The following is a 20,681-nucleotide window of genomic DNA, read 5'->3' on the forward strand; positions in this document are numbered from 1 at the left end:
CGGCGGCACTCCCGGACAGGACAGCCCGCCTCCCCGGTCCCCATCCCGACACCCAAGAAACAGGAGCCTGCCTGTGGCAGAGAAGAAGAAGGGCACCCGTCGCGCCAACGGCGAATCGGCCATCTACCTCGGGGCGGACGGTCGTTGGCACGCACGCGTGCCGATGGGCTACAAGGACAACGGCGAGCCCTACCGTCGGCACCTGACGCGCAAGACGCGCGATGACCTGGTTGAGGAAGTCAAAAAGCTGGAGAAGCAGCGCGACGGGGGTTCGGCCCAACAGCCGGGCAAGGCGTGGACGGTCGAGAAGTGGCTTCAGCACTGGGTTGAGAACATCGCCAAGCCGACCGTCAGCGAGAACACCTACGACGGGTACGAGGTAGCCGTTCGCGTTCACCTCGTGCCTGGTGTCGGCAAGCACCGCCTTGACCGCTTGCAGCCTGAGCACCTGGAAAGCCTGTACCGCCGCATGCAGGCGAACGGGGAGCGCAAGGCCGGTACGGCTCACCAGGCCCACCGCACCGCCCGAACCGCGCTGGGGGAGGCGGTACGGCGCGGCTACGCGGCGAAGAACGCCGCCGCGCTGGCGAAGCCGCCCCGGATGGAAGAGGACGAATCAGAGGTAGAGCCCTACTCCGTGGAAGAGGTTCAGTGCCTGCTGCTCGAAGCCAACAAGCGCCGGAACAGCGCCCGTTGGATGCTGGCACTGGCGCTCGGACTGCGGCAGGGCGAAACGCTCGGGCTGCGTTGGTCTGACGTCGACCTGCGCAACGAGTACCTGAAGCTACGCCGGAACCGTCTACGCCCCCGGTACGAGCACGGGTGCCCGGAAGCCTCACCGTGCGGCCGGAAGGCGGGGTACTGCCCGGCCAAGGTGCAAGTTCGGCGCGAGACCAAGAACACCAAGTCGCGCGCGGGCCGGCGCGCCGTACCCCTGCCGGGCCCGCTGGTCGCCATGCTCCGCGCCCATGCCGAGACGCAGGAGCGCGAGCGCAAGACGGCTGGCGATCTGTGGACCGAGTCGGAGTACGTGTTCACCAAGCCGCTGGGTGGCCCGCTGAGCCCGAACACGGACTATCACGACTGGAAGCGGCTCCTGGAAGACGCGGGGGTCCGGAACGCACGGCTGCATGACGCACGTCACACGGCCGCGACCGTGCTCATGCTGCTCGGGGTCCCGGACCGCGTCATCGATCAGATCATGGGGTGGGAGCCGGGCACCTCCGCGAGCATGCGGGCGCGGTACCTGCATGTGCCAGACGCCATGCTCAAGGACGTGGCCCGGAAGATCGCCGAAGCCATCTGGGGACCCCCGGAAACACCTGCTGTGGACAAAAACCAGGACAACGACGGCTGAGGACAACGTCGAAGGGCCCCCTGTTTCCAGGGGGCCCTTCGACATCGTGCCCGGTGAGGCACTGGCGGAGGATACGAGATTCGAACTCGTGAGGGGTTGCCCCCAACACGCTTTCCAAGCGTGCGCCCTAGGCCTCTAGGCGAATCCTCCGCCGGAAACATTACATGACCGAGGGGAGTGCTTGCGAACCCGTTCCCGCAGGCCCCCGTCGATTGCGGTGCGCGGGCCGCGATCGGGTACTCTGGGCGCAGCCCCTCACGCGGCGCTATCTGACTGAACTCCCCCAGGGCCGGAAGGCAGCAAGGGTAGGTTGGCTCTGGCGGGTGCGTGGGGGGCGCTCGCGTTCCCGGGGCCCGCGGCCGGGACCGGTTGTCAGTGGCCGCCTATAACCTCGTATGCGTGTCGTCTCTCGCGCTGTACCGCCGCTATCGCCCGGAGACCTTTGCCGAGGTCATCGGGCAGGAGCATGTCACCGACCCGCTGCAGCAGGCGCTGCGGAACAACCGGGTCAATCACGCGTACCTGTTCAGCGGTCCGCGCGGCTGCGGCAAGACGACCAGCGCACGGATCCTCGCCCGCTGCCTGAACTGTGAGAAGGGTCCCACCCCGACCCCGTGCGGCGAGTGCCAGTCCTGCCAGGACCTCGCGCGCAACGGGCCCGGCTCGATCGACGTCATCGAGATCGACGCGGCCTCTCACGGTGGTGTGGACGACGCCCGTGAGCTGCGTGAGAAGGCGTTCTTCGGCCCTGCGAGCAGCCGGTACAAGATCTACATCATCGACGAGGCCCACATGGTCACGTCGGCCGGTTTCAACGCGCTGCTGAAGGTCGTCGAGGAGCCGCCGGAGCATCTGAAGTTCATCTTCGCGACCACCGAGCCCGAGAAGGTCATCGGCACCATCAGGTCGCGGACCCACCACTACCCCTTCCGGCTCGTCCCGCCGGGCACCCTGCGGGACTACCTCGCCGAGGTGTGCCAGAAGGAGGACATCCCGGTCGAGGACGGCGTCCTGCCGCTGGTCGTGCGCGCGGGCGCCGGGTCCGTGCGTGACTCCATGTCCGTCATGGACCAGCTCCTCGCCGGCGCCGGTGCGGAGGGTGTGACGTATGCCATGGCCACCTCCCTCCTCGGCTACACCGACGGCTCCCTCCTCGACTCCGTCGTCGAGGCCTTCGCCACCGGTGACGGCGCCGCCGCCTTCGAGGTCGTCGACCGTGTCATCGAGGGCGGCAACGACCCGCGCCGCTTCGTCGCCGACCTGCTCGAGCGGCTTCGCGACCTGGTGATCCTCGCCGCCGTGCCGGACGCCGTGGAGAAGGGGCTGCTGGACGCACCGGCCGATGTCCTGGAGCGCATGCAGGCCCAGGCCTCCACGTTCGGCGCCGCCGAGCTGAGCCGCGCCGCCGACCTCGTGAACGCCGGTCTGACGGAGATGCGCGGCGCCACCTCGCCCCGCCTCCAGCTGGAACTGATCTGCGCCCGCGTGCTGCTCCCCGCCGCCTACGGCGACGAGCGCTCGGTGATGGCCCGCCTCGACCGCCTCGAACGCGGCGTCCACTTCTCGTCCGGCACCGGCACGCCCGCCATGGGCTACGCCCCCGGCCCGGACGCCCACGGCGGCGCCCCCGTGCCCTCCGTACCCCCCGGCACCGGCCCGGCAGCGGCCCGCGCGGCAGTACGAGCGGCCGGCGGGCCGGCCGGCGGGCCGGGGGGCGGGCCCGGAGGCGCGGGCCCTGGCGTCGGTGGTTCTGGGGCGGGTGGTCCGGGTGCCGGTGGTCCTGGTGCTGGCGGTCCGGGTGCGGGTGGTTTCGGTTCCGGTGGTCCCGGGGCGGGTGGTCCTGGTACCGGTGGTCCTGGCGCGGGTGGTCCTGGCGTGGGCGGTCCTGGTGCCGGTGGTCCTGGCGTGGGTGGTCCGGGGGCCGGGCGTCCTGGCGCCGGTGGTCCTGGTGCGGGAGATCCGGGTGCCGGTGGTCCGGCTCCGGCCGCTCCCGCGCCCACGGGTCCCACGGCGCCTGTACCGGCTCCGGCCCAGGCTCCGGCGGCGGCTGCCCCGTCCAACCCCGCGGCTCCCGCTCCCGCTCCGACTCCCGCCTCCGGCGGTCAGGCACCGGCGCCTGCGGCGACCGGCGGTGCTCCCGCTCCGGGCGCGTGGCCGACGCCTGCGGCCGCCGGAAGCGGCCGGCGCCCTGGTGGCTGGCCCACGGCCGCGGCACCGGCGGGCGGCGCACCCCAGGGCCAGGCACCGGACCGCAGCCAGGCAGCCCCGCAGCAGCCCTCGGCGCCCAGTGCCGGCCCGGCATCCCCGGCTGCGCCCGCCGCCGCCCCCGCCGGTAGCCTCGACCCCCGCATGCTCTGGCCGAACATCCTGGAGGCCGTCAAGAACCGCCGCCGCTTCACCTGGATCCTGCTCAGCCAGAACGCCCAGGTGGCCGGATTCGACGGCACCACCCTCCAGCTCGGCTTCGTGAACGCCGGTGCGCGTGACAACTTCGCCGGCAGCGGCAGCGAGGACGTGCTGCGGGCGGCGCTGGCGGAGCAGTTCAACGTGCAGTGGAAGATCGAGGCGATCGTCGACCCGTCCGGCGGCGGTTCCGCACCTCCGTCCACCGGAGGCTCGGGCTTCGGCGGGGGAGGCGGCTACGGCGGCGCGCCCGCCGGCACCGGTGGCTACGGCGCCCCGGCCGCACCCCGCCAAGCCGCTCCCCAGCCGGCACCGCAGGCGCCGGCGCCCCCGCAGCCCGGCCCCACGAGCGCCCCGCCGGCACCGGCCCCCGCGCCCGAGCCCCCGCCGGTCGCCCCCGAGGACGACATCCCCGAGGACGACGACCCCGACCTGAACGAGTCGGCCCTCTCCGGCCACGAACTGATCGTCCGCGAGCTGGGGGCGACGGTGGTGGAGGAGTTCTCGAACGAGTAGGCGGAGCCTCACCCCGCCCCACCCCGAACGGCACCCTTCCAGCCGTCCGAGTCGGGCGGGTGGGCAGAGGCAGGGGGACACCGGGCCGCCTTGGAGGAAAGCCCAACAAACCCGGCCCCCAACCTTCGGCAACCTTGCCATTAGGCTGACCCCGTGAAGGTCCTTGTCATCGGCGGCGGCGCCCGCGAACACGCCCTGTGCCGCTCCCTGTCCCTCGACCCCGACGTCACCGCGCTGCACTGCGCCCCCGGCAACGCCGGCATCGCCGAGGTGGCCGAGCTGCACCCCGTCGACGCGCTCGACGGCAACGCGGTCGCCGAGCTGGCCGCAGGCCTCGGCGCCGACCTGGTCGTCGTCGGCCCGGAGGCCCCGCTGGTCGCCGGCGTGGCCGACGCCGTACGTGCGGCGGGCATCCCGGTGTTCGGCCCCTCGAAGGAGGCCGCGCAGCTGGAGGGCTCCAAGGCCTTCGCCAAGGACGTCATGGCGGCGGCCGGGGTGCCGACCGCCCGCTCGTACGTCTGCACCACCGCCGAGGAGGTCGCCGAGGCCCTCGACGCCTTCGGCGCCCCCTACGTCGTCAAGGACGACGGTCTCGCCGCCGGCAAGGGCGTCGTCGTCACCGACGACCTCGACGCCGCCACGGCGCATGCCGCCGCCTGCGACCGGGTCGTCATCGAGGAGTTCCTCGACGGCCCCGAGGTGTCCCTCTTCGCGGTCACCGACGGCGAGACGGTCGTACCGCTCCAGCCCGCCCAGGACTTCAAGCGCGCCCTGGACGGCGACCAGGGCCCGAACACCGGCGGCATGGGCGCGTACTCCCCCCTGCCCTGGGCCGACCCGAAGCTGGTCGACGAGGTGCTCCAGACGGTCCTGCAGCCGACCGTCGACGAACTGCACCGCCGCGGCACCCCCTTCTCCGGTCTGCTCTACGCGGGCCTGGCCATCACCAGCCGCGGCGTCCGGGTGATCGAGTTCAACGCCCGCTTCGGCGACCCGGAGACCCAGGTCGTGCTGGCCCGGCTGAAGACCCCGCTGGCCGGCCTGCTGATGGCCGCCGCCACCGGCCATCTCGCCGACCTGGAGCCGCTGCGCTGGCGCGAGGACGCGGCCGTCACGGTCGTCGTCGCCTCGCACAACTACCCCGCCACCCCCCGCACCGGCGACCCGATCACCGGCCTGGACGAGGTGGCCGCCGAGGACGCCCCGCACGCGTACGTGCTGCACGCCGGCACCAAGCGGGACGGCGACCGCGTCGTCAGCGCGGGCGGGCGCGTGCTGTCCGTCACCGCCACCGGCGCGGACCTGACCGAGGCCCGCGAGCGGGCGTACCGGGCGGTGGGCCGGATCCGTCTGGACGGCTCCCAGCACCGCACCGACATCGCCGCGAAGGCGGCCCAGGCCGCCCAGGCGGACCAGGCGCCCACGACCTGATCCGCGCGCCGCGGTCAGGCGCCCAGCCGCCCGACCCGTGCGTGCCGCGATCAGGCGCCTACCCGCCTGACCTGCGCTTGCCGCGCCGGTTCGCCGCGCGACAGCCGTACCCAGGCCCCGGATCCCCGATCCGGGGCCTGATCTTTGCTGTCTGTCACGCACCTCTGACCAAAGCCATTCCATCGAGTGAGCGGTCGCCCATACGGATGACGGGGGCCGGGGCCCCAACTAGGGTGCCGCGCAAGCTTTCCGGCACTTGGCCCACCGGCATTGCGATGTCAGTGGCGGGTGCCACAGTGGGGGAGTGAGCATCACCAGGAGAGCACGGCATCGGCAGCGAGGGGGTGAGGGCCGGACGTGACCGGAATCGGTGCGGAGATGGGCGCGCAGGCCGCGCGTTCCAGGGCCCTGGCCGTCCTGCGGGTCCGGGGCCGGGCGCTGGCCGTGGCCGTGCTGCCCGCCGCCGTCGCGGTGATCCTGCTGGCGGGCGGTGCCACCGGCCACTTCGTCGGCCGGGGCTGGGACACGGCCCGTCTGGTCGTGGGCGTGCTCGCCGTGCTGGTGCTGCTGGCCGCCGCCGGTGTCGCCCTGGTCGTGGCCCGGGCCCACCCCGCCGTCAGCCCGACCGTGCCGATCCGGGAGGAGTCCGCCCCGGACCTGTACCGGATGGTGCGCGACCTGGCCGACCGGCTGGACGTGCCGGCGCCCTCGGCCATAGCGCTCACCCCGGACTGCGACAGCTGGCTGGAGGACCGTACGCACTCGGCCCACGGCCCGCCCGCGCGCCCCGCGTCCGGCGAGGACGAGACGGCGGGTCCGGGCCGCCGCCGGGCCCCGGCCGCCCCCGTGCTGGTCATCGGCTCCCCGTTCCTGTGGTGGATGCGGGTGGGCGAGCTGCGCGCGGTTCTCGCCCCGGTCATCGCCGGTACGGGCCCGTCGGCGCACCCCGACATAGCGGCTGCCCGGCGCTTCGTGCGCGGTCTGGACGCGGCGGTCGCGGTCGCCGCGGCACCGGGCCGCTGCCCGCTGACCCGCGGCCTCTGCGCGGCCCTCGGCTGGGTGGCCCGGCTGCTGCTGCGCGGCTGCCGGGAGCACGCGACGCAGATGGAGCGCGGGGTCGCCGCGGCGGCGGCCGAGCGCGCCCAGGCCGTCGACTACGGTCTGCGGATCGTCGCCCAGGAGCAGGTCGGCCTCGCCTACGCCGGCTGGGACCGGCTGCTGACCCGTGTGGCGCTGCCCGCCTGGCGGATGGGCCGCTGGCCGTCAGGGCTGGACGCGGGCGTGGTGGCGGCGCTCACCGAGCTGTCCCGGCGCGACCGCCTGGCCGAGGGCTTCACCTCCCGGCTCGGCGAGCGTCCCGCGTGCGACCTGCTGGAGGAACCGGGCGCGGTGGACGAGGCCGCGTCCCTGCTGGCCGCGCGCCTCTTCCACGGCGGCCCGGCGGAGCCCGGCCCGGACTGGGCGCCGGTGGACTGGCAGACGTATCCGGAGGAGGTCGTGGACCGCACGTGGCGCGCGAACGCGGCCCGCCTGCACCGCGTCCTGGACTCCCTCGGCGTCCGCCCCTCCCTCGACCCCACGACCCCCGACCCCGGCGGCCCCACCCTGGCCCGCGTCCTGGACCACCTCACCGAGCCGGGCAAACACACGCCGATACCGAAGCCCTCGGCCCCGGCCCCGCCCGCCTCCCACGCGAGCCCACCACAGTCCCCCGCGCAGAACGCCTCCCACGCCGAATCGCCGCAGTCACCCGGCGAACCCGAGTCGAGCACCTCCGCCTACGCGGATCTCCCGCAGGCACCTGGGGAACCCCAGCCGGACGCCGCCCACGGGGAACCCGCGCAGTCACCCGGCGAAGCCGAACCGGACGCCGCCCACGCGGAACCCCCGGAGTCACCCGGCGAACCCGAGGCGGATGCCTCCCGCAGCGAACCCCCGGAGTCACTCGGCGAAGCCGAACCGGACGCCGCTTACGCGGAACCCTCGCAGTCACCCGGCGAACCGCAGCCGGACGCCGCCGACGCCGAACCCCTTGAGGCACCCCCCGAAGCCGAACCGGACCCGGCGGCCGGCGAACCCACCGGAACCGAGCGCAGCGCCACCCTCGCCGCCGGGCTGACCGCCGAGCTGGCCCGGGAGGAGGCCCGCACGCCCGGAAGCGGTGCGGCTGCCACCGGCCAGAGCACCGAGCACGCCTTGTGGGACGACGGCGGACTGCCGCTCTTCCCGCTGCAACCCCCGCGCACCGCACGCGAGTTGCTCACCGAGCACGTCACCGCGATGGTGTGCTGCGCGGCCGTCGACACCGCCGGCGCGCTCCCCGCGCTGGACTGGCTGGACGGCCCCTCCCTGCTGGTCGGCGGCGAGCGGGCCGCCGACCTCACGCCCAAGGTGCTCAGCCTGATCGAGGAGGGAGATCCGGGCCCGCTGCGCGACTGGCTGGCCGCGTCCGGAATACGCCCGGAGAAGCCCGTACGGCTCGTCTGAGGCACCCTGAGCCACCCTGAGGTCCCCCGCTGGCACCCGGCGGCAGCCGAACCCGGCAAAGGGGATCCCCGGCTTCCACTTCAGGTCAATTCGCAACGACTAGTGACCGAGCCCGTGCGTTATGTGATGTGCTGGGAGCGACCACGCACTTGGCAAGAGCGAGCGACATACGACAGCACGTCCGAGCAGTGTGCGCACCACCGAGCACGGCGACCACCACCGAGACAGGACCACACGGGGGACGAGGGAGGGGAGCGATCATGGCCTCGGACCACATCCGCCGCTGGGAGTCCGGAGCACTCGCGCACGCCGTCACGGACCCCTTCGGCCAGGGCCCGGTGCCCTGGCTGCGCGGCAGCGAGACCTACTTCGACGACACCGGCCACGTCGTGCCCTGGTACGTCGACCCGAGCCCGCAGCCGCTCACCGGCGTCGTCCCCGACCGTCCCGCACCGCGCGTACCCGGCCCCCGCTCGGCCGACGACGTGCACCGCCAGATCAAGGGCTTCACCTCCACCGGCGCGGTCGCGCCCGGCGAGGCGATCGACTTCCACATCACGGTCGACCCGCCGCAGGAGTTCAGCGTCGACATCTACCGGATCGGCCACTACGGCGGCGACGGCGCCGCGAAGATCACCACCAGCCCGCGGCTGTCCGGCATCGTCCAGCCCCCGCCGCTGGCCGCCGACCGCACGGTCTCCTGCCACCACTGGTGGCTGTCCTGGCGCCTCCAGGTGCCCCCGCACTGGCGCATCGGCGCCTATGTGGCCGTCCTGACCACCACCGACGGCTACCGCTCCCACGTGCCGTTCACGATCCGCGACGACCACCCCGCCGACCTGCTCCTGCTGCTGCCGGACATCACCTGGCAGGCGTACAACCTGTACCCGGAGGACGGCCGTACGGGCGCCAGCCTGTACCACGCCTGGGACGAGAAGGGCCGCCTGCTCGGCGAGGCCGACGCGGCGACGACGGTCTCCTTCGACCGGCCGTACGCGGGCGCGGGCCTGCCGTTGCACGTCGGGCACGCCTACGACTTCATCCGCTGGGCCGAGCGCTACGGCTACGACCTCGCCTACGCCGAGGCACGCGATCTGCACGCCGGCCGCGTCGATCCCGGCCGCTACCGGGGCCTGGTCTTCCCTGGGCACGACGAGTACTGGTCGGTGCCGATGCGCCGGGCCGTGGAGGAGGCCCGCGACCGGGGCACCTCGCTGGTCTTCCTCTCCGCCAACACCATGTACTGGCAGGTGGAGCTGGGGCCGTCCCCGTCCGGCGTCCCGGACCGGCTGCTGACCTGCCGCAAGCGCAAGGGGCCCGGAAAGCCGGTGCTGTGGCGCGAGGTCGACCGGCCCGAGCAGCAGCTGATCGGCATCCAGTACGCGGGCCGGGTGCCCGAGCCGCATCCGCTGATCGTCCGCAACGCCGACCACTGGCTGTGGGAGGCGACCGGCGCGCGCGAGGGCGACGAGATCCCCGGGCTGGTCGCGGGAGAGGCCGACCGGTACTTCCCGCGCACCCCGCTGCCCGCGCACGAGGAGCGCATCCTGCTCGCCCACTCCCCCTACACCGACAGCGACGGCGTCCTGCGCCACCAGGAGACCTCCCTCTACCGCGCCCTTTCCGGCGCCTGGGTCTTCGCCGCCGGCACCTTCGCCTGGTCCCCGGCCCTGGACCGCCCCGGCCATGTGGACCCCCGCATCCAGCGGGCCACGGCGAACCTCCTGGACCGCATCTGCAAACGCGACTGACGACCGGGCCCGTCCACCGGGCCCGACCCCGGGCCTGACCACTGGGCCCGACCCCCTGGCCTGACCACTGGGCCCGACCACCGGGCCCGACCCCGGGTCCGATCCCCGGGCCCGGCGACCCCGACAGACCACCGGGCCCGTCCACCGGGCCCGTCCACCGGGTCCGACCACCGGGTCCGACCCCCTGGCCCGGCCACCCCGACAGATCACCGCAGCCGACCACTGCGCACCGACCACCGCGACCGGCCACTGCGCACCGATCACCCCAACCGACCACCTGGCCCGGCCACCCCAACCGACCACCGCGACCGGCCACTGCGCACCGACCACCCCAACCGACCACCTGGCCCGGCCACCCCAACCGACCACCTGGCCCGGCCACCCCGACAGACCACCCCGACAGACCACCGCGGCCGACCACTGCGCACCGACCACCCCGACAGACCACCGCGGCCGACCACTGCGCACCGACCACCCCGACAGACCACCGCGGCCGACCACCGCGGCCGACCACCGCGCACCGACCCCCCCGACCGCCCCTCCCGAGACCCCCTGGCCGGAACCCATCGCCCCCATAAGGGAGAATCGAGGCACTTGGACAGAACCACGGGGAGGAACCGTGTCCGGATTCGTAGAAAAGCCCGAGCCGATTCAGGTTCCGGGCCTGGTGCACCTGCACACCGGAAAGGTGCGCGAGCTGTACCAGAACGAGGCGGGCGACCTCGTGATGGTCGCCAGCGACCGCATGTCCGCGTACGACTGGGTGCTGCCCACGGAGATCCCCGACAAGGGCCGTGTCCTCACCCAGCTCTCCCTGTGGTGGTTCGACCAGCTGCGCGACCTGGCCCCCCACCACGTGATCAGCACCGAGCTGCCCGAGGGCGCGCCCGCGGACTGGGCGGGCCGCACGCTGGTCTGCAAGTCGCTGCGGATGGTCCCGGTCGAGTGCGTGGCCCGCGGCTACCTCACCGGCTCCGGCCTGCTGGAGTACAACGAGTCCCGTACGGTGTGCGGCCTCGCCCTCCCCGAAGGCCTCGTCGACGGCTCGGAACTTCCCGCCCCGATCTTCACCCCGGCCACCAAGGCCGAGGTCGGCGAGCACGACGAGAACGTCTCCTACGAGGAGGTGGCCCGGCAGGTCGGCGCCGACACCGCCGCGCAGCTGCGCCAGATGACCCTCGCCGTGTACTCCCGCGCCCGCGACATCGCCCGGGACCGGGGGATCATCCTGGCGGACACCAAGTTCGAGTTCGGCTTCGACGGCGACACGCTCGTTCTCGCCGACGAGGTGCTCACCCCGGACTCCTCCCGCTTCTGGCCGGCCGACCAGTGGCAGCCGGGCCGCGCCCAGCCGTCGTACGACAAGCAGTTCGTCCGGGACTGGCTCACCTCTGCCGAGTCCGGCTGGGACCGCCGCAGCGAGCAGCCCCCGCCGCCGCTGCCGCCGCAGGTCGTGGAGGCGACCCGGCAGAAGTACATCGAGGCGTACGAGCGGCTCACGGGCATGACCTGGAGCTAGGGCAACGAAAAGACCCCGGTCCAGTGGACCGGGGTCTTTCTCCCGAGCGGACGACGAGGCTCGAACTCGCGACCTCAACCTTGGCAAGGTTGCGCTCTACCAACTGAGCTACGTCCGCCTTGCGCCGTGGCGCGAGAGCAACTATACCCAACCTCGCACCCCGCGAGACACACCGCCGCACCACGGTTCCGCGCGCCGGATCCTGCGCCGGCCGGGGAGAGTGCGTCTGGAGGCGCCCGGCGACGAGGCCCGCCCGGTCGACGCCTGCTCGGCGATCTCCGCGACGGATCTCACCGCAGCACCGACGTCCCCGTCGAGGCGGTCCCGGCACCCCCACGCGCCGACGCCCAACTCCTGGCCGGCACAAGGGTCTCCGGCGCATACGGCGCAGGCGGTCCCGTGAGCCCCCGGGCGCGCCGACCGGCATCAGGACGAACCCGTGCACGCCTCCGCGAGCGCCCGCACCGGCCGGCCGGACAGCTCACCTCCGATGACGCCCGCACACCCGGGACCGGGACGGTTCCGCCCCCGAGGATGTGGCGACCTTCACACCGCAGCACACGCCAGCACACCGCGCACATGAACGCGCAGATGAAAAAGACCCCGGTCCAGTGGACCGGGGTCTCATTCCCGAGCGGACGACGAGGCTCGAACTCGCGACCTCAACCTTGGCAAGGTTGCGCTCTACCAACTGAGCTACGTCCGCACTGCTCCCGACCGGCTCCCACCGATCGGTGCGAGCACCAGCCTACCTGATCCACAGGAGTGGTCGTGACGACCGGTGCCGGAGCGGGTGACAGGAATCGCACACTGCGCCTTCCCCCTGGAAGGGGGATGTTCTACTACTGAACTACACCCGCACGGTCCTCGGGGTTTCGCCTTTTCGGCCTCGCCCCTCGGCGTGCCCCAGACATTAGCTGATCAACAGGGGGGTCGCGCAAGTCGGCTCCCCCTGCTGCCCGGTATGCCCAAGTGCGCGGCCCTCAGGGCCCGCTGACGGACCCTGAGGACTGCCCCTTCGCGGGCTTCGCCACCCCTGGGCGGGGTTCACTGCGCGGCGCTGAACGCCTCGTAGACCTTCTTGGGGATGCGTCCGCGGGCCGGGACGTCCATCTTGTTGGCCTGGGCCCAGGCGCGGACGGCCGCCGGGTCGGGCGCCACCTCCGTCTGCTTGTACGCCTTGCCGGACCGCGACCGCTTGCGGCCGGCCTCGACGTAGGGCGCGAGCGCCTTGCGCAGTTTCTTGGCGTTGGTTTCGTTCAGGTCGATCTCGTACGACTTGCCGTCGAGTCCGAAGGCGATCGTTTCCGCCGCTTCCGAGCCGTCGATGTCGTCAAAGAGCGTGACCACGACCTTTTGCGCCACGAATATCGGTCCCTTCGTGCGGCACGTCGATACAGCTCAACGGCGATGACGTGCCGAGTATCGGCTATTGCCAATTCATTTGTACAGTGCCCGGCAATGCAAAGTGAAGCCCGACTAAATCCGTCCGCGTGTCCGAAGACAATAGGTGAACGGGGCGGACTGTGGAACTTTCCCAGAACTTTTCGCGGGCGCACGGCTCCGACACCCGATCGTGATGCGCCTCACGTAGTTTCCTACAACTCTACTCGCGTAGAAATTTTGTGCGGGTAGTCTGAAGGAACCTGCTCAGCACCACACACCGGGAGTGCCAGTGGCACGCGTCGTAGTCGACGTCATGCTCAAGCCGGAGATCCTCGACCCCCAGGGCCAGGCGGTCCAGCGTGCGCTGCCGCGCCTGGGTTTCGAAGGGATCTCGGACGTCCGTCAGGGAAAGCGTTTCGAACTGGAAGTTGACGGGCCGGTCGACGAGGCCGCGCTCGCCCGCATCCACGATCTTGCGGAATCCTTCCTCGCGAACACCGTGATCGAGGACTTCACCGTCAAGGTCGAAGAAGTGGCGGAGGCGGCGAAGTGACCGCTCGTATTGGCGTCGTCACTTTCCCGGGCAGCCTCGACGATCAGGATGCCCAGCGCGCGATCCGTCTCGCGGGCGCCGAACCGGTCGCCCTGTGGCACAAGGACAAGGACCTCAAGCAGGTCGACGCCGTGGTCCTGCCCGGCGGTTTCTCCTACGGCGACTATCTGCGCGCCGGTGCCATCTCCCGGTTCTCGCCGGTGATGGAGACGGTCATCGAGCAGGCGAAGGCCGGACTTCCGGTCCTCGGCATCTGCAACGGCTTCCAGATCCTCACCGAGGCCCACCTCCTCCCGGGCGGAATGCTCGGCAACGACCACCTCCACTTCATCTGCCGCGACCAGAAGCTGCGGGTGGAGAACGCGGAGACCGCCTGGACCGCCGACTACCGCGCGGGCCAGGAGATCCACATCCCGCTGAAGAACATGGACGGCCGGTACGTCGCCGACGAGTACACCCTCGACAAGCTGGAGGCGGAGGGCCGCGTGGTCTTCCGGTACCTCGACTTCAACCCGAACGGCTCGCTCCGCGACATCGCCGGCATCACCAACGAGGCCGGGAACGTCGTCGGCCTGATGCCGCACCCGGAGCACGCCGTGGAGCCGCTGGTCGGTACGGGCCGTACCGACGGGCTGCCGTTCTTCACCTCGATCCTCAAGAAGCTGGTCAACGCATGAGCCGGACGCCTCTGGACACGGTCGAGCACGCGGCCGCGACCCCCGACGTCGAGCTGCCCTGGGCCGAACTCGGCCTGAAGAAGGACGAGTACGAGCGGGTGGTGGAGATCCTCGGCCGCCGCCCGACCGGCGCCGAACTCGCCATGTACTCGGTGATGTGGTCCGAGCACTGCTCGTACAAGTCCTCCAAGGTCCATCTGCGCCAGTTCGGCGAGAAGGCCCCGCAGAGCGACGCGCTGCTCGTCGGCATCGGCGAGAACGCGGGCGTGGTGGACGTCGGCCAGGGTTACGCCGTGACCTTCAAGGTCGAGTCGCACAACCACCCGTCGTACGTCGAGCCCTACCAGGGCGCGGCCACGGGTGTCGGCGGCATCGTCCGCGACATCATCGCGATGGGCGCCCGGCCGGTCGCGGTCGTGGACCCGCTGCGGTTCGGCGCCGCCGACCACCCCGACACCAAGCGCGTCCTGCCCGGCGTCGTCGCCGGCATCGGCGGCTACGGCAACTGCCTGGGGCTGCCCAACATCGGCGGCGAGGTCGTCTTCGACGCCTGCTACCAGGGAAACCCGCTGGTCAACGCCGGTGCCATCGGTGTGATGCGGCACGAGGACATCCACCTCGCCAAGGCCTCCGGCGCAGGCAACAAGGTCATCCTGTACGGCGCCCGGACCGGCGGCGACGGCATCGGCGGCGCCTCGATCCTCGCCTCCGAGACCTTCGACGACGCCAAGCCGTCCAAGCGTCCCGCCGTCCAGGTCGGCGACCCCTTCCAGGAGAAGCTGCTCATCGAGTGCACCCTGGAGGCCTTCAAGGAGAAGCTGGTCGTCGGCATCCAGGACCTGGGCGCGGCCGGTCTGTCCTGCGCGACCAGCGAGCTGGCGTCCAACGGCTCCGGCGGCATGCGCGTGACCCTGGACGACGTACCCCTGCGTGACTCGACCCTGTCTCCCGAGGAAATCCTCATGAGCGAGTCGCAGGAACGCATGTGCGCGGTCGTGGAGCCGGAGAAGGTCGAGCGCTTCCTGCAGATCTGCGAGAAGTGGGACGTCATCGCCACCGTCATCGGTGAGGTGACCGACGGCGACCGGCTGGAGATCTTCTGGCACGGCGAGAAGATCGTGGACGTCGACCCCCGCACGGTCGCCCACGAGGGCCCGACCTACGAGCGGCCGTACGCCCGCCCGGACTGGCAGGACGCCCTCCAGGCCGACGACGCGAACAAGCTGCCCCGGCCCGAGACCGGCGAGGAGCTGAAGGACCAGGTCCTGAAGCTGGTCGCCTCCCCGAACCAGGCCTCCAAGAGGTGGATCACCCAGCAGTACGACCACCTCGTGCAGGGCAACACCGTCCTCGCCCAGCCGGAGGACTCCGGCATGATCCGCGTGGACGAGAAGACCGGCCTCGGCGTCGCCATCGCCACGGACGGCAACGGCCGCTACGCCAAGCTCGACCCGTACACGGGCGCGCAGCTGGCGCTGGCCGAGGCGTACCGGAACGTGGCGACGACGGGCGCGAAGCCGCTCGCGGTCTCGGACTGCCTGAACTTCGGCTCGCCCGAGGACCCGGCCGTGATGTGGCAGTTCGCCGAGGCCGTGCGCGGTCTGGCGGACGCCTGTCAGCAGCTGGGCACTCCGGTGACCGGCGGCAACGTCTCGCTCTACAACCAGACGGGCGAGGCGGCGATCCACCCCACCCCGGTGGTCGCGGTCCTGGGCGTGATCGACGACGTCGCGCGCCGCACGCCGGTCGCCTTCCAGGAGGAGGGCCAGCTGATCTACCTCCTCGGCGACACGCGTGAGGAGTTCGGCGGCTCGGCCTGGTCCCAGGTGGTCCACGACCACCTCGGCGGCCTGCCCCCGAAGGTCGACCTGGAGCGGGAGCGGCTGCTGGCCGAGATCCTGATCTCCGCCTCCCGCGACGGCATGATCGACTCTGCGCACGACCTGTCCGACGGCGGTCTGGTCCAGGCCGTGGTGGAGTCCGCGCTGCTCGGCGGCAAGGGCGCCCGTCTGGTCGTACCGGACGGCCTGGACGCCTTCACCTTCCTGTTCTCCGAGTCGGCCGGCCGCGCGATCGTCGCGGTGCCGCGCTCGGAGGAGGTCCGCTTCAACGACATGTGCGGTGCGCGGGGCCTGCCGGCCACCCGGATCGGTGTCGTGGACGGCACTGCGTCCGATTCACATGCAGTGGTGGAGGTCCAGGGCGCGTTCACCCTCACGCTGCAGGAGCTGCGGAAGGCCCACGAGGAGACCCTCCCGGCGCTGCTGGCCTGACCCGCCCGCGTCGACGGCGGCCTGCACCACCCTGTGCGGGTGGCGCGGGCCGCCGTCACGTTCGGGACGCGTCCGGGTTCACAGGTCGCCGAACTGCTCCAGGAGGACGTCGACCGGTGTCTGGGCCGCGGTGGGCGCCGCGCCGTCGTGGAGGGTCCGTTCCGCCCAGATGACCTTGCCGCGGGGGGTGTACCGCGTCCCCCATCGCTGGGCGAACTGCGCGACGAGGAACAGGCCCCGCCCGCCCTCGTCCATGGTCGCCGCCCGGCGCAGGCGCGGGGAGGTGCTGCTGGCGTCCGAGACCTCGCACATCAGGCAGTGCCCGCGCAGCAGCCGCACGGTGACCGGTGGGGCGCCGTACCGGATCGCGTTCGTGACCAGCTCGCTGACGATCAGTTCCGTGGTGTACACGTCCTCCTCCAGCCCCCACTGCTCCAGCTTCTCCCGGCACCGGGCCCGCACCGAGGGCACCACCGCCGGGTCGGACGGCACCTCCCACTCGGCGAGCCGGGAGCGCGCGACCAGCCGGGTGCGTGCCACCAGGAGCGCGACGTCGTCGCGGCGGTGCGTGGGTTTCAGCGCGTCGATCACCGCCTGGCACGTCTCGTCCGGAGTGCGTCCCGTGGCCGTGGCCAGCGCCTGGCGCAGTGCGTCCAGCCCGGCGTCGAGGTCGCGGGTACGGTCCTCCAGCAGGCCGTTGGTGTACAGCACCAGCTGTGCGCCTTCCGGCAGGTGCAGCTCGGCGGTCTCGAAGGGGTAGCCGCCCAGACCGAGCGGGGCCGAGACCGGCACCTCGGGGCAGAGCACCGTCCCGTCCGGAGCGACCACCACCGGGACGGGGTGCCCCGCACGGGCCATCGTGCAGGTCCCCGTCACCGAGTCGTAGATCGCGTACAGACAGGTCGCCCCCGTCACTCCCTCTCCCTCGCGGCCGTCGCCGGGGGAGTCCTCGTTGTCCATGCGGACGACCAGGTCGTCCAGGTTCCCGAGCACCTCGTCCACCGGGAGGTCCAGCGAGGAGAAGTTGTGCACCGCGGTGCGCAGCCGCCCCATCGTGGCCGCCGCGTGCAGTCCGTGACCGACGACGTCGCCCATCGCCAGCGCCACCCGTGCGCCCGGCAGCGGGATGACGTCGAACCAGTCGCCGCCCACCCCCGCCTCGGCCGGCAGGTACCGCCAGGCCACCTCCAGCGCGTCCTGCTCCGGCTGCCCGCGCGGCAGCAGGCTGTGCTGCAGGGTCACGGCCGTCGCGTGCTCCCGGGTGAACCTCCGGGCGTTGTCGATGGCCACCGCCGCGCGTGCCGTCAGCTCCTCCGCGAAGGACAGATCCTCCGGCTCGAACGCCGGGGACCCGCGGGTGCGGTAGAAGTTCGCCACGCCCAGGGTGACGTTCCGCGCCCGCAGCGGCACGGTCACCAGGGAGAGCATCCCCAGCTCCAGGGCCGCGCGCGTGCGCTCGGGAGCGTTCTGCCGCCAGCCGTGCGCCCGCCACAGGTCCGGCTCCAGCACGCCCGTGCCCTGCTGCAGCGCCAGCATCTGCGGAGTGCCGGACGAGAGCGCGATGACGTCGTCCAGCGGGTACACCGGCATCGCCTCCTGCGCACCGCCGATCGCCGTGCGCCGCAGACAGCGCCAGCCCTCCGCCGTCGGTTCCCATCCGTGCAGCACCGGTTCGAGGAGATCCACCGTGACGAGGTCGGCGAACCGGGGCACCGCCGCGTCGGCCAGCTCCTGGGCCGTACGCCGCACGTCCAGCGTCGTGCCGACCCGCATCCCGGCCTCGTACAGCAGCCGCAGCCGCTCCCGCGCCACCTCGGCCCGGCCCGAGACCGCCGCCAGCTCCGTGGTGTCGCGCAGGGTGACGACGCTGCCGCCCCGGCGGTCGCCCGGGAACGTGGGCCGTTTGTTCACCGCCAGCAGCCGGTCCCGCACGGGACACACCTCGTCGGTGACCTCGTCCGGCGAGGTGAGCAGGTCCGTGAGCGCTTCCGGCAGGCCCAGTTCCCGCGCCGCGGTGCCCGGTGCTCCCTCCGGCAGGCCCAGCAGGCGCCGCGCCTCGTCGTTGGCGAGGACGAGCCGCCCGCCGGCGTCGGTGATCAGCACTCCTTCGCGTACGGCGTGCAGGACCGCGTCGTGGTGCGCGTACATCCCCGCGAGCTCTGCCGGGGCCAGGCCGCCCGTCTGCCGCAGCAAGCGCCGGGCCACCAGCGTCGTTCCCGTCCCGGCCAGCACCAGCGCGGCCACGCCGGCGCCGAGGGCCATCAGCAGCTGCGGCAGCCACAGGCGCGCCACGTTCTTGACCGTGAGGCCCGCGGAGACCAGTCCGACGACCGTGCCGTGCGCGTCGGTGACCGGCACCACCGCCTGCACGGCCGTGCCCTTGCCGGCCGGCAGGGGCGGCCCGCCGGCCTGTTCCACGACGGTGTGGCCGTGCAGCGCCGGTGCGATGGTGCCGACGAACTTCTTCCCGATCTCCCAGGGATAGGGGTAGGTGTAGCGGATGCCCTGGGTGTTCATGACGACGACGAAGTCCACGCCCGCCCGCTTGCGTGCCGCCTCGGCCCGCGGCTGCAGCGCCGCCGTGGGGTGCCTGCTGCGCAGTGCCGGGGCCGTGCCGGGGGCGTTCGCGAACGACTCGGCCGCGACCACCGACGCCCGGCGGCCCTGCCGCACGGCGTCGTTCGCCGCCTGCGTCACCAGCCCCGCCACCGCGGCGGAGACAAGGAGCAGCACGATCAGGACCTGGAGAAGGAACACCTGCCCGGCCGAGCTGCGAGGGTTGATCAGGCGAGGGAGCTGACGAGAGCGCCCGAAAGGCACCTCCACGTACCCTTCATAACACTTTCGGCACCGTCCGGCTGGCTGTGGTCGAAAAGGGCCTGAGGGACCGCGCCGTCGAGGCATAGGCTCACCCCCATGCCACCGGCCACCAAGCGCGCCCGCAGCTACGACCCCGACAGGACCCGAGCAGCCGTCTTCGCCCAGTTCCTGAACGTGCGAGAGGCCGTACGGCGTCTCGGCCCCGAGCAGCTCGCCCGGACCACCCGGCTCGGCGAGTGGACCGTACGCGATCTCGTCGCGCACATCGGCATGGCGCTCACCGCGATCCGCCGGGCCCTCGATCTGCCCGAGCCGCCGAAGGCGGACGCCGTGCTGCTCGACTGGCCCTTCGCCACCTCGGCCAACTCCGCCGCCATCGACGAGTTCACCCGGCACCTCGCCGCAGAGCACCCCGACCTCGACGCCTACCTCGCGGACGTCGAGCAGACCCTGCGCGCCCTCCTCGACGAGCACCCCGGCACCCGGATCCTCCGGACGAGTGCCGGTTCCATGTCCCTGGACGACTACCTGGTCACCCGGACCGTCGAGCTGGTCGTCCACACCGACGACCTGAACGCCGCCGTGCCGGGCCTCGAGGCGCCGTACGACCGCCAGGCCCTGGCCGCCGCCACCCGGCTGCTCGCCGACGCGCTCGCCGTGAAGGCGCCCGGCGGTTCCACCGAGGTGCGGGTGCCGCCGTACGCGGTGGTGCAGTGTGTCGAGGGTCCCCGGCACACCAGGGGAACCCCGCCGAACGTCGTGGAGACCGACCCGCTGACCTGGATCCGGCTCGCCACCGGCCGCCTGAGCTGGAAGGACGCCCTGGAGGAGGCCAAGGTGAGCGCGAGCGGGGAGCGCGCGGACATCGGGGGGCTGCTGCCGCTCATGGCGTGAGCGGAACCAGCTGAGCGGAACCAGCTGAGCGGAACCGCCGGGACCGGTCGGCCGTCGAATCACCATGAACCGGTACAAGCAACGCATGATCCTCGCACCGGCGGCCACCGTGCTCGCCGCGCTCACGGTGGCGTGCGGCAACGGGAAGGCGGACACTGGTGCGGTGACCGTCCAGCAGCCCGTGACCGGCATCGACTGGCGGGTCGACAGCCTCACCGTCGGCGGTACGACCCGGCACGCGCCCGCCTCCGCACGCCTGCGCATCGACGCGGACGGCAAGGCGGCCGGCAACCTCGGCTGCAACCAGTTCAGCGCCCGGGCCACCGTCCACGGCGACCGCATCACCTTCGGTGACCTGCGCACCACCAGGATGGCCTGCGGCCCGGAGCGGATGGACTTCGAACGCGCCCTCGCGCGCGCCCTCACCACCGGCACGCTCATAGCCAAGGCGGACCCCGGGAAACTCACGCTCACGGACGGCGACGGCGACCGCGTCCACCTCAGTGGCAACGCGCCCGGATGATGTGCGACACCTCACGTGGGCACCCGGCGTCCGGGCCGCCCGGCGCCGCCCCCGTCTCCGCCGCCTGCGCGTAGCGCGCTTCGCTGACCAG

General features: G+C 72.3%; 13 protein-coding genes, 4 tRNA genes and 1 other RNA gene. 12 read left to right on the forward strand and 6 right to left on the reverse strand.

Translation table 11 applies throughout. The features are described from left to right. Nucleotides 1-73: 73 nt before the first annotated feature. Nucleotides 74-1,357 carry a site-specific integrase gene (locus AB0950_RS17560; RefSeq protein WP_366778851.1) on the forward strand — a complete coding sequence of 428 codons (1,284 nt, stop codon included), beginning with the start codon at nucleotides 74-76 and terminating at the stop codon, nucleotides 1,355-1,357. Between the two features lie 62 nt (nucleotides 1,358-1,419). Here the strand turns inward: AB0950_RS17560 and AB0950_RS17565 are convergent. Continuing rightward, a tRNA-Ser gene (locus AB0950_RS17565) sits at nucleotides 1,420-1,507 on the reverse strand. A gap of 96 nt (nucleotides 1,508-1,603) precedes the next feature. On the opposite strand from AB0950_RS17565, the gene ffs reads away from it, so the two are divergent. From ffs to AB0950_RS17595, 6 genes are all read left to right on the forward strand, one after another. Then, nucleotides 1,604-1,702: signal recognition particle sRNA small type (ffs, locus tag AB0950_RS17570), an RNA gene on the forward strand. A gap of 54 nt (nucleotides 1,703-1,756) precedes the next feature. Continuing rightward, nucleotides 1,757-4,276, forward strand: a complete 2,520-nt coding sequence (locus tag AB0950_RS17575; protein WP_366778852.1) for a DNA polymerase III subunit gamma and tau — start codon at nucleotides 1,757-1,759, stop codon at nucleotides 4,274-4,276. A gap of 153 nt (nucleotides 4,277-4,429) precedes the next feature. Continuing rightward, nucleotides 4,430-5,707 (forward strand): phosphoribosylamine--glycine ligase, encoded by a 1,278-nt coding sequence (gene purD, locus AB0950_RS17580; RefSeq protein WP_366778853.1) that lies wholly within the window; start codon nucleotides 4,430-4,432, stop codon nucleotides 5,705-5,707. A gap of 357 nt (nucleotides 5,708-6,064) precedes the next feature. After that, on the forward strand, nucleotides 6,065-8,194 hold the full coding sequence (locus AB0950_RS17585; RefSeq protein WP_366778854.1) for a hypothetical protein: 2,130 nt from the start codon (nucleotides 6,065-6,067) through the stop codon (nucleotides 8,192-8,194). 260 nt (nucleotides 8,195-8,454) lie between these two features. Further along, nucleotides 8,455-9,945, forward strand: coding sequence for a N,N-dimethylformamidase beta subunit family domain-containing protein (locus tag AB0950_RS17590; protein WP_360153579.1), 1,491 nt, complete (start codon nucleotides 8,455-8,457; stop codon nucleotides 9,943-9,945). Nucleotides 9,946-10,564: 619 nt separating this feature from the next. Further along, the gene (locus tag AB0950_RS17595; RefSeq protein ID WP_360153582.1) at nucleotides 10,565-11,464 is read left to right on the forward strand and encodes a phosphoribosylaminoimidazolesuccinocarboxamide synthase; all 900 of its coding nucleotides are present in this window, start codon (nucleotides 10,565-10,567) and stop codon (nucleotides 11,462-11,464) included. Between the two features lie 45 nt (nucleotides 11,465-11,509). Here AB0950_RS17595 and AB0950_RS17600 read toward each other — a convergent pair. From AB0950_RS17600 to AB0950_RS17615, 4 genes are all read right to left on the reverse strand, one after another. Further along, nucleotides 11,510-11,582: transfer RNA gene (locus AB0950_RS17600), tRNA-Gly, on the reverse strand. A gap of 515 nt (nucleotides 11,583-12,097) precedes the next feature. Further along, nucleotides 12,098-12,170: transfer RNA gene (locus AB0950_RS17605), tRNA-Gly, on the reverse strand. A gap of 82 nt (nucleotides 12,171-12,252) precedes the next feature. Then, nucleotides 12,253-12,324 (reverse strand) — tRNA-Gly (locus AB0950_RS17610). Between the two features lie 187 nt (nucleotides 12,325-12,511). Further along, nucleotides 12,512-12,829 carry an Lsr2 family protein gene (locus AB0950_RS17615; RefSeq protein ID WP_031164632.1) on the reverse strand — a complete coding sequence of 106 codons (318 nt, stop codon included), beginning with the start codon at nucleotides 12,827-12,829 and terminating at the stop codon, nucleotides 12,512-12,514. A 310-nt stretch (nucleotides 12,830-13,139) separates the two neighbouring features. Between AB0950_RS17615 and purS the strand changes: the two genes are divergently transcribed. From purS to purL, 3 genes are read left to right on the forward strand one after another with little or no spacing between them, the layout of a single operon-like run. After that, nucleotides 13,140-13,403, forward strand: coding sequence for a phosphoribosylformylglycinamidine synthase subunit PurS (gene purS, locus AB0950_RS17620; RefSeq protein ID WP_015659417.1), 264 nt, complete (start codon nucleotides 13,140-13,142; stop codon nucleotides 13,401-13,403). Next, entirely contained in the window at nucleotides 13,400-14,080 is a 681-nt protein-coding gene (gene purQ, locus AB0950_RS17625; protein ID WP_360153587.1) for a phosphoribosylformylglycinamidine synthase subunit PurQ, read from the forward strand. The genes purS and purQ overlap by 4 nt, the downstream gene beginning before the upstream one ends. Continuing rightward, complete coding sequence (gene purL / locus AB0950_RS17630; protein WP_366778855.1) at nucleotides 14,077-16,353, forward strand: phosphoribosylformylglycinamidine synthase subunit PurL; 2,277 nt, start codon at nucleotides 14,077-14,079, stop codon at nucleotides 16,351-16,353. The genes purQ and purL overlap by 4 nt, the downstream gene beginning before the upstream one ends. A gap of 78 nt (nucleotides 16,354-16,431) precedes the next feature. On the opposite strand, the gene AB0950_RS17635 is transcribed toward purL, so the two are convergent. Further along, on the reverse strand, nucleotides 16,432-19,110 hold the full coding sequence (locus tag AB0950_RS17635; protein ID WP_366778856.1) for a SpoIIE family protein phosphatase: 2,679 nt from the start codon (nucleotides 19,108-19,110) through the stop codon (nucleotides 16,432-16,434). 159 nt (nucleotides 19,111-19,269) lie between these two features. On the opposite strand from AB0950_RS17635, the gene AB0950_RS17640 reads away from it, so the two are divergent. Then, the gene (locus AB0950_RS17640; RefSeq protein ID WP_366778857.1) at nucleotides 19,270-20,067 is read left to right on the forward strand and encodes a sterol carrier family protein; all 798 of its coding nucleotides are present in this window, start codon (nucleotides 19,270-19,272) and stop codon (nucleotides 20,065-20,067) included. 85 nt (nucleotides 20,068-20,152) lie between these two features. Beyond that, the gene (locus tag AB0950_RS17645; RefSeq protein ID WP_366778858.1) at nucleotides 20,153-20,590 is read left to right on the forward strand and encodes an META domain-containing protein; all 438 of its coding nucleotides are present in this window, start codon (nucleotides 20,153-20,155) and stop codon (nucleotides 20,588-20,590) included. Nucleotides 20,591-20,681 lie beyond the last annotated feature (91 nt).

This window comes from Streptomyces sp. NPDC007189 (assembly GCF_040703635.1).
Taxonomy (GTDB): domain Bacteria; phylum Actinomycetota; class Actinomycetes; order Streptomycetales; family Streptomycetaceae; genus Streptomyces.

Excerpts from the sequence above, each read along its gene's own strand:
- AB0950_RS17590 (WP_360153579.1), top strand. The coding sequence starts at position 8,455 with ATGGCCTCGGACCACATCCGCCGCTGGGAGTCCGGAGCACTCGCGCAC.
- purL (WP_366778855.1), top strand. The coding sequence starts at position 14,077 with ATGAGCCGGACGCCTCTGGACACGGTCGAGCACGCGGCCGCGACCCCC.
- AB0950_RS17640 (WP_366778857.1), top strand. The coding sequence starts at position 19,270 with ATGCCACCGGCCACCAAGCGCGCCCGCAGCTACGACCCCGACAGGACC.
- AB0950_RS17645 (WP_366778858.1), top strand. The coding sequence starts at position 20,153 with ATGATCCTCGCACCGGCGGCCACCGTGCTCGCCGCGCTCACGGTGGCG.